General features: G+C 71.8%; 11 protein-coding genes and 1 pseudogene. 3 read left to right on the top strand and 9 right to left on the bottom strand.

Annotation, left to right across the window (positions count from 1 at the left end; all coding sequences use genetic code 11):
• Nucleotides 1–140: 140 nt before the first annotated feature.
• Complete coding sequence (gene nsdA, locus ACSNOK_RS22700; protein WP_436782592.1) at nt 141–1,547, bottom strand: transcriptional repressor NsdA; 1,407 nt, start codon at nt 1,545–1,547, stop codon at nt 141–143.
• A gap of 666 nt (nt 1,548–2,213) precedes the next feature.
• Between nsdA and ACSNOK_RS22695 the strand changes: the two genes are divergently transcribed.
• A complete protein-coding gene (locus tag ACSNOK_RS22695; protein WP_436782590.1) occupies nt 2,214–2,885 on the top strand; it encodes a bifunctional DNA primase/polymerase in 672 nt (223 codons plus the stop codon).
• Between the two features lie 163 nt (nt 2,886–3,048).
• Here ACSNOK_RS22695 and ftsY read toward each other — a convergent pair whose 3' ends face one another.
• The gene (gene ftsY / locus ACSNOK_RS22690) at nt 3,049–4,284 is read right to left on the bottom strand and encodes a signal recognition particle-docking protein FtsY (protein ID WP_436782589.1); all 1,236 of its coding nucleotides are present in this window, start codon (nt 4,282–4,284) and stop codon (nt 3,049–3,051) included.
• A 253-nt stretch (nt 4,285–4,537) separates the two neighbouring features.
• Between ftsY and ACSNOK_RS22685 the strand changes: the two genes are divergently transcribed.
• Entirely contained in the window at nt 4,538–6,034 is a 1,497-nt protein-coding gene (locus ACSNOK_RS22685; protein WP_436782588.1) for a purine-cytosine permease family protein, read from the top strand.
• A gap of 76 nt (nt 6,035–6,110) precedes the next feature.
• Here ACSNOK_RS22685 and ACSNOK_RS22680 read toward each other — a convergent pair whose 3' ends face one another.
• The 7 genes and pseudogenes from ACSNOK_RS22680 to ACSNOK_RS22650 all read right to left on the bottom strand — a co-directional run bounded on the left by ACSNOK_RS22680 (nt 6,111) and on the right by ACSNOK_RS22650 (nt 12,349).
• Complete coding sequence (locus ACSNOK_RS22680; RefSeq protein ID WP_436782587.1) at nt 6,111–6,596, bottom strand: hypothetical protein; 486 nt, start codon at nt 6,594–6,596, stop codon at nt 6,111–6,113.
• Nucleotides 6,597–6,978: 382 nt separating this feature from the next.
• A complete protein-coding gene (locus ACSNOK_RS22675; protein WP_436782586.1) occupies nt 6,979–8,160 on the bottom strand; it encodes a helix-turn-helix domain-containing protein in 1,182 nt (393 codons plus the stop codon).
• A gap of 66 nt (nt 8,161–8,226) precedes the next feature.
• Nucleotides 8,227–8,865 (bottom strand): HAD family hydrolase, encoded by a 639-nt coding sequence (locus ACSNOK_RS22670; RefSeq protein WP_436782585.1) that lies wholly within the window; start codon nt 8,863–8,865, stop codon nt 8,227–8,229.
• An 84-nt stretch (nt 8,866–8,949) separates the two neighbouring features.
• Nucleotides 8,950–9,282 (bottom strand): annotated as a pseudogene (locus ACSNOK_RS22665) (XRE family transcriptional regulator); the annotation flags it as partial.
• A 102-nt stretch (nt 9,283–9,384) separates the two neighbouring features.
• On the bottom strand, nt 9,385–10,059 hold the full coding sequence (locus tag ACSNOK_RS22660; protein WP_436782584.1) for an NAD(P)H-dependent oxidoreductase: 675 nt from the start codon (nt 10,057–10,059) through the stop codon (nt 9,385–9,387).
• Nucleotides 10,060–10,155: 96 nt separating this feature from the next.
• Nucleotides 10,156–11,268, bottom strand: coding sequence for a homogentisate 1,2-dioxygenase (locus ACSNOK_RS22655; protein WP_436782583.1), 1,113 nt, complete (start codon nt 11,266–11,268; stop codon nt 10,156–10,158).
• Nucleotides 11,269–11,434: 166 nt separating this feature from the next.
• A complete protein-coding gene (locus ACSNOK_RS22650) occupies nt 11,435–12,349 on the bottom strand; it encodes an NADP-dependent oxidoreductase (RefSeq protein ID WP_436782591.1) in 915 nt (304 codons plus the stop codon).
• A gap of 164 nt (nt 12,350–12,513) precedes the next feature.
• Between ACSNOK_RS22650 and ACSNOK_RS22645 the strand changes: the two genes are divergently transcribed.
• Nucleotides 12,514–13,002: LysR family transcriptional regulator (locus tag ACSNOK_RS22645; protein ID WP_436782582.1), on the top strand; the 489-nt coding region annotated here is incomplete at its 3' end.

Raw genomic sequence — 13,002 nt, 5'->3', positions numbered from 1 at the left:
GCACCGTCGTCTGCCTGCATGACGTCCTCCGTTCCGGGGCGGTTCTCGGTCCACGGCCACCCGCGCCGACGCGGCGGCCGCGGCCGACGCGGCCGGGGTCCGGGACGGGCCCGCGGGCTCGCGCGGCATCACCCGGCGCGTCAGGCGGGAGCGGCCTCCACGGATTCCGGCAGGTGGAGGGCGAGCTGCTCGGTGAGATCGCGGACTTCGTCGACGCTTCCGAAGTCGCGGACCGCGGTGTCCACGGTCTTGCGGAGCCGGTTGTTGACCCGCTCGGAGCGCACCTGCTTGGCGATGCGCAGGGCCTTGGCCAGATGGACGGTGGACGCCTCGGGCTCCCGCTCCATGAGGTCGACGGTGGCCAGGCCGATCAGGTTCAGGGCGTAGGAGCGCTGGTGTTCGCCGTCCTCCTCGAAGAGGTGGACGGCCTGGAGCATCTTGGGGCGGGAGAGCGAGGCGTACATCGGGCTGCGGCCGGCGACGTAGGCGAGGTCACGGTAGGAGTGGGCGTTCTCCGCGTTCAGCTCGGCCTCGGAGAAGAAGCGGATCCAGTCCGGATCGCCGTCCCCGGGGGCGCAGTCGGAGAAGCAGTCCTCCGCCATGCCGACGGCGCGTTTGCACTTGGCGGGCTGGCCCATGGTGGCGTACGCCCGGGCTTCCATCGCATACAACATGGACTGGATGCGGGGCGTCGCCGTCTCGCGTGATCCGTACTGCCCGAGGTGGATCAGTTCGAGCGCGTCCTCGGGCCGGCCGAGGTGGATCATCTGCCGGCTCATGCTGGAGAGGACGTACGAACCCAGGGGGCGGTCGCCGGCCTCCTTGGCGGCGTGCAGGGCGAGCACGAAGTACTTCTGGGCGGTAGGGTGCAGGCCGACGTCGTAGCTCATCCAGCCCGCGAGCTGGGCGAGTTCGGCGGCCACTTTGAAGAGGCGTTTGGACGTCTCGTCGGCCTGCGGCTCCTGGAGGAGGTCGGTGACCTCGTGGAGCTGGCCGACCACCGCCTTGCGGCGCAGGCCGCCGCCGCATTGGGCGTCCCAGGCGCGGAACATCATGGTGGTGGATTCCAGCAGGTCCAGCTCCGGCTTGGAGAGCCGGCCGCGACGGGTGCGGTCACCGGCGCCGGAGGGCGTGGCGCCCACGGGCGAGGTGGGGACCAGCCACCGCTGCATGGGCTCGATCAGGGCGGGCCCCGCCGAGAGGGCGAGCGAGGTGCCGAGGAAGCCGCGCCGGGCGAGCATCAGATCGCTGCGCGAGAACTCGCTGATCATTTCGACGGTCTGGGGGGCGGCCCAGGGCAGGTCGACACCGGACACGGAGGGCGACCGGTGAGCGGTGCGGAGGCCGATGTCCTCCACGCCGACGACACAGCCGAACCGCTCGGAGAAGAGCTCCGAGAGGATCTTCGGGATGGGCTCGCGCGGCTGTTCGCCGTCCAGCCAGCGGCGGACGCGGGAGGTGTCGGTGCTGATGTGGTGCGCGCCGAGCTGGCGCGCACGGCGGTTGACCTGCCGCGCGAGCTCGCCCTTCGACCAGCCGCTGCGCAGGAACCAGGAGTTGAGCTGCTCGTTGGGGCGCTTCTCGGACTTCTCCGTCCGCTCGGCCTTGTCCCGTTCGGCCTTGTCGGCCTTCGCCGCCCTGTCGGCCCTGTCGGCCCTGCCGCCCTGCCCTGCCGGCTCAGCCCTGCCGGCACCGCCGGTGCCGCTGACGCTGCCGTCCACTGGAACGCCCCCATCCAGACCGTCCGGCTCCGCACTCGCCCGTGCGGAACCGCTGAGTCGTGAACCACCGGCGCACCGCGCCGCTCACGCCGCCCACCCGTCCCCATCGCACCATGGCGGCTCAACAGCCGCTCGGGAAAAGGGAGAACGGGCGCGAACGCGGTGGCGGCACCCCGTAGTGCCGCCGCGGTTCACACACCGAAAGTAATCCTACGATCACGGTCGAAGCGAGTGCAGTCCAGTAAACGCCACCATTCGCCACCCCAAGGAATGAACGCGCCACGCCTGCCGCGCGATTGACTTGACATGGGCACCGGAGGGCACGGAAACCGGCACCCGGCAAGGGGTGAACCGGAGCGAACGACGGCGCGCGCCGCAGGTCACACCCCCCGCCGCACACCGTCGCGCCGCCATGAAGCAGCTCCCGCGACGGTACGTGTCCAGGACACTCCGACCCGTAACCAACCGCATCGAGGACCCGTTGGAGGGGGCATGGGCTTCACAATCGGCGGCATCCGGGACCTGCGTGCGAGTTCCCGGCGCCGGGGCCGCGCGTCCGATGCCGTGACCGTGGTCGCGGAGTGCACCGGACTGTGGGGCTGGGACGTGGCGCCCGGCGCCCGCGCGGTGCGCGCCGGGCAGCAGGTGTCGTGTTCGTGCGGGGCCGCCGACTGCCCCTCCCCCGGCGCCCACCCCCTCGCCTGCGCCCCGGTGATCCCCGCCGGCGCCACGCTGGACGAGGCCGCGACCGCGTGGGCCCAGGTGCCCGGCGCCGCCGTACTGCTGCCCGTGGGCCGGTCGTTCGACGCCCTGGAGGTCTCCGAGGCGGCCGGGCGGCACGCGCTGGCCAGGCTGGAGCGGATGGGGCTCCCCCTGGGCCCGGTGGCCCTCACCCCGCACGGCCGCGCCCTGTTCTTCGTCGCCCCCGGGGCCGCCGCCGAACTCCCGCAACTGCTGTACCGGATGGGCTGGGACGACGCCCGGCTCGACCTGCACGGGCTCGGCGTCGGCGACCACGTCACCGCGCCGCCGTCGGACTTCGCCGGGCTCGGCCCGATGCGCTGGCTGCGCCCGCCGGCCCTGGACACCGCCTTCCGGCCGCCGGAGGCCCGGCTGCTGCTGGGCACGCTGGCGTACGTCTGCCACCGCTCGGGCGCGGCCTGAGCCAAGCGCGGGCCTCGACCCTCGTCCTCCCCCGTACACGGCCCCGGACGCCACGTCCCCGCACACGCGGAACGGGCCCTGCCGCGATCTCCGCGGCAGAACCCGTCCCCTTCCCTCGCACCCCTCACATACCCGCCGGACCGGCGAGCGGACGGGCCGTCGCTCAGTCGCCGATGAGGGCGTCGACGAACGCCTCGGGCTCGAACGGCGCAAGGTCGTCCGCGCCCTCGCCCAGGCCGACCAGCTTGACGGGCACACCCAGCTCGCGCTGGACGGCGACGACGATGCCGCCCTTGGCCGTACCGTCGAGCTTGGTGAGCACGATGCCGGTGATGTTGACGACCTCGGCGAACACCCGGGCCTGGACGAGGCCGTTCTGGCCGGTGGTGGCGTCCAGGACGAGCAGCACCTCGTCGACCGAGCCGTGCTTCTCGACCACGCGCTTGACCTTGCCCAGCTCGTCCATGAGCCCGGTCTTGGTGTGCAGCCGGCCGGCGGTGTCGATGAGGACGACGTCCGCGCTCTCCGTGATGCCTTCCTTGACCGCGTCGAACGCGACCGAGGCGGGGTCGCCGCCCTCGGGGCCGCGGACGGTACGGGCGCCGACGCGCTCGCCCCAGGTCTGGAGCTGGTCGGCGGCGGCGGCGCGGAAGGTGTCGGCCGCGCCGAGCACGACGGACTTGCCGTCGGCGACGAGGACGCGGGCGAGCTTGCCGGTGGTGGTGGTCTTGCCGGTGCCGTTGACGCCGACGACCATGACGATGCCGGGCTTCTCCTCGCCGTTGGCGCCCACACCGGACTCGGTGTGCACGCTGCGGTCGGCGTCGGTGCCGATGAGGGTCAGGAGCTCCTCGCGGAGCAGGTCGCGCAGTTCCTCCGGGGTGCGGGTGCCGAGCACCCTGACGCGCTCGCGCAGCCGCTCGACCAGCTCCTGCGTCGGCGCGACGCCGACGTCGGCGGTGAGCAGGGTGTCCTCGATCTCCTCCCAGGTGTCCTCGTCGAGGTGCTCCCGGGACAGGAGCGTGAGGAGCCCCTTGCCCAGGGAGTTCTGCGAGCGGGAGAGGCGGGCGCGGAGCCGGACGAGCCGGCCGGCGGTGGGCTCGGGCACCTCGACGGCGGGCGCCTCGGGCTCGGGTTCGGGCTCCGCGACGGGCGCCGGCTCCTCAGGAGCCTCCTCCGCCGGCGGGAGCTCGACCTCCTCGACGGTGCGGCGCTTCTCTTCGCGCGGGGTCTCGGCCTCCTCGCCGACGTGGGGCTCGGCGGGCGGCGCGGTGACGGACGGGCTGCTCGGCGGCGGAGCCGGGGGCAGCTGCTTCTTCTTGCGGCTGCTGACCACGAGCCCGCTGATCGCGCCGAGCGCGACCACAGCGATGACTACAGCAAGGATGACGATTTCCATAACGGACCCAGTATCGGCCACCCTGCCGTTCCGGCGCCGCAGCGCCCGGCGACGCGGCGCCCTTGTGCTTCCCCGCCGCGTCTCTTGTGGTTTTCCACAAGGACCAATGGCACTAACTGCGCAAAGTTAGATCTAAGTACGATGGTCTCGGCTTGCGCGACGCGCGTAGAGTCCGACCGTCCCTTTCTGTCCCCCGCTGTTCAGGGCCCGCCCTGTTCACACCCCGCACGGAGCCCCCGATATGGCCCCCACCATGGACAACGCTGCCGAAGGCGCCAACGTGTCCAGCACCGACGGCGCCGAGAGCGCCATCGAGACGCGCGGCATCGAGCCCGTCCCCGACCATGAGCGGCACGGCCGGGTCCGGGAGCTCTTCCCGACCTGGGTCGCCGCCAACATCAGCGTTCTGCTGCTCACCATGGGCGCGGCCCTGATCGTCTTCAACTCCCTGAACTTCTGGCAGGTCCTGATCGTCGCCGCCTGCGCGGCGCTGGTCTCCTTCGGTCTCGTGGGCGTCCTGTCGGTCTCCGGCAAGTGGGGCGGCGCGCCGGGCGCGATGCTCTCCCGCGCGACGTTCGGTGTGCGGGGCAATCTCTTCCCGGGCGCGATCCTGTGGGTGGCCCGCTTCGGCTGGGAGACGATCAACGCGGTCACCGGCGCGTACGCCGTCCTGACCGTGCTGGACCTGGTCTTCGGGGTGAAGAGCAACACCGCGCTGATCGTGATCACGCTGCTGGCGTTCGTCGCGTGCACGTTCCTGGTGAGCGGTATGGGCCGCAAGGCGCTCAACGTCTGCAACACCTGGTCGACGTATCTCTTCGGCGTCTTCAGCGTGCTCGTCCTCGCCTACCTGATCGCCAACATCGACTGGGACGAGGTCTTCTCCAAGCCCGCGGGCACGACGGCCATGGTGGTCGCCGGTGTCGGCACCATCGCCGCCGGCGGCATCAGCTGGGTCCCCACCGGCCCGGACTTCGCGCGCTACCTGCCGCACGCCGCCTCGGGCAAGAAGATCGTGGGGACGACGATCTCCGGTGCCGGTCTCGTCATGGTGCCGATGGTGCTCATGGGTGCCGTGATGGCCGTGTCCACCCCGGACCTGGCGAACGCCGCCGACCCGGTCTCCTTCCTCGGCGACATCCTCCCGACCTGGCTGGCGGTCCCCTACCTGATCACCGCCATCGTCGGCATGCTGCTGATCAACAGCCTCTCGATGTACTCGGCCGGCTTCACCGCCCAGACCATGGGCGTCAAGCTGCCGCGCGCGATGGCCGTCAGCATCAACGCCGTCATCTCCCTGGTCGGCGGCCTGCTGCTGATGCTGGTGGCGAAGAGCTTCCTGAGCTCCTTCATCACCTTCCTGATCCTGCTCGCGGTCTCCTTCTCCGCCTGGATCGGCGTCTACGCGGTCGACATGTTCCGGCGCCGCTCGCGCGCGGTGCGCTACGACCCCGAGGCCCTGATGGACACCGGCCGTACCAGCCGCTACTGGTACGTGGGCGGCTTCTGCTGGCAGGCCATGACCGCCTGGGGCGTCGCCCTGATCGCGGGCCTCTGCTTCACCGACTGCGCCTGGTTCACCGGCCCGCTGGCCACCACCTTCATCGGCAAGTACGGCCTGGGCTGGGCGGCGACCATCGTGATCTCCGCCGTCGTCATGGCGCTGCTCCCGGTCCCGCGCGAGAACGGTGCCGCCCCGGTCCCGTCCCAGCGCGAGGACGAGACGGAGCGGCCGAAGGCCGCCGTCTGACGGCTCCCCGTCTCCGTACGGAACGCCCCCGCACCGGTTCGCCGGTGCGGGGGCGTTCCGCGTGCGGCCTCGCTCGTCACCGCGCCACGCCCGCAAGCAGCACCCGCAGCCTCTCGGGCGCGCACAGCGCGTCGGGCCCGTCGGGCGCGGGCAGCAGCCAGAAGGCGCCCGGCGGGTGCCGCCGGGTGGGAACGGGAGCGGCCAAGTAGTTGGTGTGGCAGCTCGCCCCGAGGCAGTGGGTGTGCGCCACGTCCCAGGTCGCGGCGGTGTCCGGCGGCACGAGCACGCTGTACCGGTCCCGCCGCCGGGAGACGATCACGGACGCGGTGATCCCCGCCTCCCGGAACCGCGCCGCCACCGCGTCCCGCTCCCGGCTCGCGGCCCCGGCCTCGGCGAGCGCGGCGGGGAGGTGGACGACGTCGAAGTGGATCCCGGCCCGCAACGTGGCCGGCAGCCCCTTGGCCCACGCCTCCCGGGCCACCCGGGGGTGCACCTCCCGCGAAACGAGCCAGGCGGCGGCGCCGGTGGCGAGCCAGGGGTGGAGGCGGATGAGATCGCTCATGGGCGGGCTTTCCAATCGGGATGAACAGGGGGAGTGGGAGGGCGTGCCGGCGGTCCCGGAGCGGCGGGGTACAGGCTCATCCCGCCACCGTCGTCGTGGCAGGGGCAGGTACAGGGCAGGGACTCGATGCGGTCACGGCCGGTGTCGCCGGAGATGCAGCGGATCGTCGTGGCGCCCTCGCATCTCCGGTGGAGGCCGATATGACAGTCAGCCGCCACGTGCGGTTCCGTGCGTAGGACAGCGGGCGTTGCCCGGTCGTCTGTCCGCCGCGTGCGGATGCGCTTGGCCACTGGTTTCTCCTCACCGCTGGGCTGTACCGACGAGGAGATGGTGGCCCGCTACGACCGGCACAAGTACCCCCGTGAGGGGTACCGCCGTGCCCCTATCCGGTAGCGCGGCACCACTCGGCGAAGTGGCTTATCTCCTGGGCGTCGGCCCGCTTCAACCGGCGCAGGGTGGCGGCATCTTCCCTGACCCACGGGTGTTCACGCGTGTGCTGCGGAGCGATGCGCCGCGCTGCTTTGAGGGCCGCAAAGGCAGCCTCATGGCGTCCCGTCCACAGCTGGGCACGGGCCAGCTCGATGTAGAACGCGGAGCGACGCTCCGCCGGCATGGTCAGTGGCGGGCTCCAGCGGTCCGCGACGGAAAGCGCGTCTTGAAGATGTTCACCATCCAGGCTCACGGCCACAGAGACACGGTGAACGAGTACCGAGTCGGGGCCAAACGCCGTGCCTCCATAAACACCTTCGCCCACACGGCGGCTCAGCTGTCCGGCCTCTGCGAGGTGGAGCCCGGCCGCTTCCGCGTCTCCCGCTCTGCCGGCGATGACCGCGGCGCGCATGTGCAGGGCTCCCAGCGCCGAAGTGGTTGCGACGTCCTGTGGACGGGGCGCGGCATCGATGGCCGCCTCAAGGCGACGCAGGCCGGCTCGGTGAGTGCGCGACGCAAAATGAACTTCTGCGGCCACGTAGGCGACGGTGGCGCGCAGCAGGGGGTCGTCGGACTGCTCGGCCGCCCACTCCATCAGGCTGATCAACCGGGCCGAGAGGTCCCTGGCACCGAACTTGTAGGCCACCGCGTCCGCCGTGCGGTAAGCGGAGGCCAAAAGGGCCGCGCTGCCGCTTCGTTCGGCATGGCTTGCTCTGTGCAGCGCTCGGGCCAGTTCGGCGAGCAGACCGGGTAGCTCCCGGGAGATCAGGACGTACTGAGCTCCAAGCCTCCACTTTTCCGCCCTGTTCACGGCCTCACACAGCTCGGACGGTGAGCGGATCGGTCCGTCCTCGGGCATGTCGTAAGTGGCCAGGCTTGCGGACAGGGCCGGCATCGCCAGGTGGATGCGCGTGTCCGCGTGGGACGGCTGTGGCAGCAGTTTCGACAGGTCAATGCCCATCGCCCCGGCGAGCGCCTCCAGAGTGGCCTCACCGGCCCCGCGTTCGTCTCGCTCGATCTTCCGGAGGGTACCGAGGGCCAAACCGGCCTGAGTCGCCAGTTGTCGCTGTGTCATGGCGGCGAGGCGGCGTTGAAACGCGACGTACTTCCCTACACCCGAGTGTGAGGTGGGCATTCCCGCTCCCCCTTCGCAACGCTTTTCCGTACGACGCTCAGGCGACTCCGCGCCACGCGCCAGGCCCTACCGGACAAGGAGTCCGGGGAGGTCCGTCAAGGACCGGATGCGCCAGTCCGCCACGGCGGCTTCCGCGCTGTCCGCCCACAGATGCCCCAACGGCCCCCGTCGCAGGTGCGCCGTACGGAACCCGGCCGCAGCCGCGGGAACGCAGTCGTTGGCAGGGTGATCACCCACATAGGCCGTACGTTCGGGCGGTGTTCCGGCCAGCTCGGCGACGCGGCCGAAGAAGGCGGGGTCGGGCTTGGCCACCCCCCACTCCCCCGAGGTGGCGACGGCATCGACGGGAAGGTTCATAGCCCGCAGCAGGCCGCCCGCCTGGACCGTCTGGTTCCCGGCCAGAAGCACGCGCAGGCCGGCAGCGCGGAGCGCCTGCAGCGCCGGTCTGACGTCCGGATACAGATCCGACTCGTCCAGTCGTTCACCGAATCCCGCTGCTTCCTTGGCGCGGATCTCGGCAGCGAGGTCGATGCCCGGCCGGAGCAGCCGAATCGCGTCGGCGTTGTCCCGCCCCTGCGCCACGACGGCGCCGACGAGCGCGGACAGTGTGTGCCGGGGAACTGCGAGCCAGTCCGCCCAGGACGCCCAGCTCCGGTCGTCCTTGATGATCGTTTCGCCGATGTCGAAAACCACTGCCTCGATCACACGAAGCAGCCTACGGGGCAGAGCCGACTGCGCGGAGGCGGAAGGCGCCCGCGGGTTGGCGCGGAGGTGACTTCCCGCCGGAACTCAGGCAGCCACCAGCGCCATTTTCGCAGCGAGTTCGCCGGCCCGGCGGCGCCCTTCCGGGCTCCGGGACTCGGTCTCCTCCAGCACGATCCGCCGGGCGTAGCCGTTGTAGGCGATCGTCTCCGGCGCGGCCGCATGCGCCTTGGCGAGGGTGGCCAGGGCGACGTCCGGCTGTCCGTCGAGGTGGTGGGCGCGGGCTTCCTCGATGCGGTGCCGCGCCCGGCGCGGGCGGGACGGGATCAGGTCCCCGTCCGCCCTGGCGGACTGCCGGACCGACTCGGGGCCCGCGTGCAACTCCACGGCGGCGGTGATGGCGTGGGCCGACATCACGGCGGATCGACATCCGAGGGGTCGGTCGCGAACTCACCGATGGCGCCTTCGAGCAGGCGACCGGGTGCCGGGTCGTGAGGCGGGCGCTCGGCCTCGGGCCGGGGGTCAGGCGGCCTGCCTGCCCTGCTGGCTCTCCTGATTCTCCCGGCTCTGCCGATCCTGCTGGTTCTGCTGGTTCTGCTGGTTCTGCCAGTGGCGCAGGGGCTGGATGAGGCGGTCACCCGCCCGGTGGGCGATGGCTTCGGCCAGGCCGTGGAGGAGGGAGGTGAGCATGGACCGGGTGGTGGGGTCGGTGAGCCGTTCCGAGGGCCGGGCCGTGGGGTCGAGGCGCGTGTGGATTTCGGGAACGGCGACTTGGGGGCCGCCGACGACGTAGACGTTGAGCAGCGCGAACAGTTCGCGCAGCTGACTCTGGGCGCGGATGCCGCCGAAGATGCCGGGTGAGGCGGAGAGGACCATGGCGGCGTGGCCGGGCAGCGCGCCGGCGCCGTAGGGGCGGGACGCCCAGTCCAGCGCGTTCTTCAGTACGCCGGGCAGCGCGCCGTTGTACTCGGGGGTGGCCACGATCAGGCCGTCTGCGTCGGCGATGGCCTGCCACAGGCGGCGCACGGCGGCGGGCGGGTCGTTCTCCAGGTCTTCGTTGAAGTGCGGCAGGTCGCCCAGGTGCCGGAACACCTCGATGCGCATGCCGTCGGGGGCGAGGGCCTGGAGTTCCTCCAGGACACGGGTGTTGAAGGAAGCGGCTCGGAGCGAGCCGGAGAGGGCCAGGACACGGCTCATGACGGGGGTACTCCAGGATCGGTCGGCGCGAGGGCTGTTGGGGTCGCTCGCCTGCCGCCTCGCGGGGCGGCAGCGGACGGGACGGAAGGGCGCGGGTCAGCCGCGGTAGCTCGCGCGGCGGGCGAAGTCCGGGATCTCGTGCGCCTCGAAGGCGTCGGTGTAGCGCAGGGGGCGGACGGTGTCGATGTTCCAGACATAGACCGGCAACCGGTCCCGGGCGGCGGCCAGCCGTGACCGGCTGGGGCCGTGATTCATCCCGCCGGGGATGACGCCGGCCAGCCCCGTCGGCGGCTCGGCGGGACGGCCGTCGCCGGTGCCGAGGGGGACGATGACCTCGTCGTAGTCGACGTTGCGGTGGTAGGGCGGGGTCCGCTCGGCGTCGTCGGCGGTCTGGGTGGGACGTGGGGCCATGGTGACGATCCAGTTCCCGCCCGCCTGGAAGGTGGCGTGGGTCATCGGCGGCACGTCCAGCCGTTCGGAGGTGACGGGCCGGATGTCGGCCAGCCGCAGCCGGAAGGGGGCGAGGGTGCCGGTCCAGCCCCGCACGTCGGCGGGGTCGAACGCGTAGAAGATGGAGGACAGTTCGCCGTCCCGCTTGACGAGCACTTCCCACTCGCCGTCAGCGTTCCTCGGGGAGGGGGCGTCGAGCCGGGGGACGTCCAGGACGCCGCGGTCGAAGGGGAGGAAGTGCCCCAGCGGGCCCCGCTCGGGCAGGGTGAGGGGATCGCGCGTTTCCACGACGTAGGTCACGTGCGGGCCGCGGTCCGGGTCGGGGACGACGCGGTAGTTGGTGCCTTTGGGGATGACCAGGTATTCGAGCGGGCCGTAGTCGAGCGTTCCGTAGTCGGTGACGAGGGTGCCCGAGCCGGACTGGGTGAGCAGCAGGGTGTCGCCGTCGGCATCGCGGAAGTAGTACGGCATGGGCGCGGTCCGCCGCGAGACCGAGAGGGTGATGTCGTCGTTGTACAGCAGCGGTGTCGGCAGCGCGCGGGCGTCGTGCTCGTCCGCCGTCCGCACCTCGGTGAGTTGGACGCCGCGGGGCCGGATCGGGCCCTCGACACGCAGCCAGTCGGTGGTGGGGTGGGCGTGGTAGAGCTGGGAGACCTCGCCCTCGAACCCCTGGCGGGCGTGGTGTTCCTCGTAGGTGCCCTCCGGTGCCCGTGTGTGGGCTTGGCGGGATATCCGGCCCTGGGCGTGCTTGGCGTACATGGGCGACCGTCTCCTTCCGTCGTGTTCGTCTTCTTCCGTCACGTCGTTCCCTTCGGCCGGCACTCCGGCGCAGTGGGTATCGGCCGCAGCGGGTATCGGCCGCAGATAGATACCGGGCCGTCAAAGGTGCCGCCCGCACCACCACCCCGAGCCACGGCCCCGGCGATCAGCCGACCGTCAGGACGAGCTTGCCCCGGTGTCCGCCGGCCTCCATCTGCCGGTGCGCCTCGGCCGGTTCGGTCAGCGCGAAGCGGCGGGCGACGGGCAGGACGGCCTCGCCCCGCGCCACCGCCCGGGCGACCCGGGCGACGGTGGCGGCCGAGCGGGTGCCGTACATCATGGTGATGCCGTACCGCTGGGCCAGCGGCGGGCTGGCCAGCGTCACGATCCGGCTCCTGTCGCCGGTCACCGCGGCGGAGACGCCGATGGCCTCCTCGGAGCCGGTCAGGTCCAGCGAGGCGTCCACGCCCTGCGGGGCCGCCTCGCGCACCCGCCGCCCCAGGCCCTCGCCGTACGTGACGGGGACGGCGCCGAGGGAGCGGAGGTAGTCGTGGTGGTCCGCGCCCGCCGTGCCGATGACGCGTACGCCCCGCGCGTGGGCGAACTGCACCGCCAGGCTCCCGACACCACCGGAGGCGCCGTGGACGAGCAGCGTCTCCCCGGCCTTCACCCCCAGCGTCTCCAGCGCGTTGAACGCCGCCTGGCCCACCGCGCTTACCACCGCCGCCGTCTCCCACGACAGCTCCGCGGGCTTGGCCGTCAGGTTCTCCACGGGGACGACGACCTGCTCGGCGTAGGCCGCCATGTCCACGAACCCGATCACCTCGTCACCGGCCGCGAAGCCGTCGACGCCGTCCCCGACCTGGTCCACGACGCCGGCGAACTCGTTGCCGAGCCGCTGGGGAAACGCGATGGCGTAGACCGCGTCGAACTCCCCGCGCCGGATCTTGGCGTCGATGGGGTTCAGCCCGGCCGCCCTGATCCGCACCCGGACCTGCCCGGCACCGGCCTGCGGTTCGGGGAGTTCGGCCACCCGCAGAACCTCCGGGCCGCCGTAGGAGTCCATCACCACTGCCTTCATCACACTTGCCGCCTTGCCTTCGAATGAGCGATCACATCACCACCGGAACCTTGGAAACGTTTCCGTCCGGCGCCGTCTGCTCCTTAAGTCAACGACCGCGAGCCCCCGGCGGTCCAACACTCCTCATCGGATACGCGACAGTCCCAGACTGTTACGGTGAAGGTGTGGATCTCGATCTGCGCCAGGCGCGCTACGCCGTCACCCTCGCCGAGGAACTCCACTACGGCCGGGCCGCCGCCCGGCTCGGCATCGCGCAGCAGACCCTGTCCGCGCAGATCACCGCTCTGGAGAAACGCCTCGGGGTCCGGCTGTTCCACCGCGACCGGCGCCAGGTCGGCCTCACCGACGCCGGCGAGACGTTCGTCCCCCGCGCACGACGCCTGCTCGGCGACGCCCGGCAGCTCGTCGACGACCTCGCCCGGACCCGCCCGCCGCTGCGCGTCGACGTCCTCACCGAAGGGCTGACCCCCTCCGTCCTCGCCGAGCGCCTGAGCGCCCAGAACCCGTGCCTGCCCTTGGAGGTCGTCCACAGCCAGGGCCTGGCCGCCGCGGTGCCCCGCCTGCTCTCCGGCGAACTGGACCTCGCCTTCGGCCGCGTCCACGGCCTCGGCCGGGAAGCGGCCCCGCCCTTACGTCGGCGTGGTCCCGGAGCT

Source organism: Streptomyces sp. URMC 126 (assembly GCF_051386555.1).
In the GTDB taxonomy this organism is placed as follows: Bacteria; Actinomycetota; Actinomycetes; order Streptomycetales; family Streptomycetaceae; genus Streptomyces.
Note: the sequence above shows the minus strand (reverse complement) of the source record. Positions and strands in the feature narration are given on the sequence as shown.

Coding starts and splice junctions, on each gene's coding strand:
- ACSNOK_RS22695 (WP_436782590.1), top strand. CDS start 2,214: ATGGGCTTCACAATCGGCGGCATCCGGGACCTGCGTGCGAGTTCCCGG.
- ftsY (WP_436782589.1), bottom strand. CDS start 4,284: ATGGAAATCGTCATCCTTGCTGTAGTCATCGCTGTGGTCGCGCTCGGC.
- ACSNOK_RS22685 (WP_436782588.1), top strand. CDS start 4,538: ATGGACAACGCTGCCGAAGGCGCCAACGTGTCCAGCACCGACGGCGCC.
- ACSNOK_RS22680 (WP_436782587.1), bottom strand. CDS start 6,596: ATGAGCGATCTCATCCGCCTCCACCCCTGGCTCGCCACCGGCGCCGCC.
- ACSNOK_RS22675 (WP_436782586.1), bottom strand. CDS start 8,160: ATGCCCACCTCACACTCGGGTGTAGGGAAGTACGTCGCGTTTCAACGC.
- ACSNOK_RS22660 (WP_436782584.1), bottom strand. CDS start 10,059: ATGAGCCGTGTCCTGGCCCTCTCCGGCTCGCTCCGAGCCGCTTCCTTC.
- ACSNOK_RS22655 (WP_436782583.1), bottom strand. CDS start 11,268: ATGTACGCCAAGCACGCCCAGGGCCGGATATCCCGCCAAGCCCACACA.
- ACSNOK_RS22650 (WP_436782591.1), bottom strand. CDS start 12,349: ATGAAGGCAGTGGTGATGGACTCCTACGGCGGCCCGGAGGTTCTGCGG.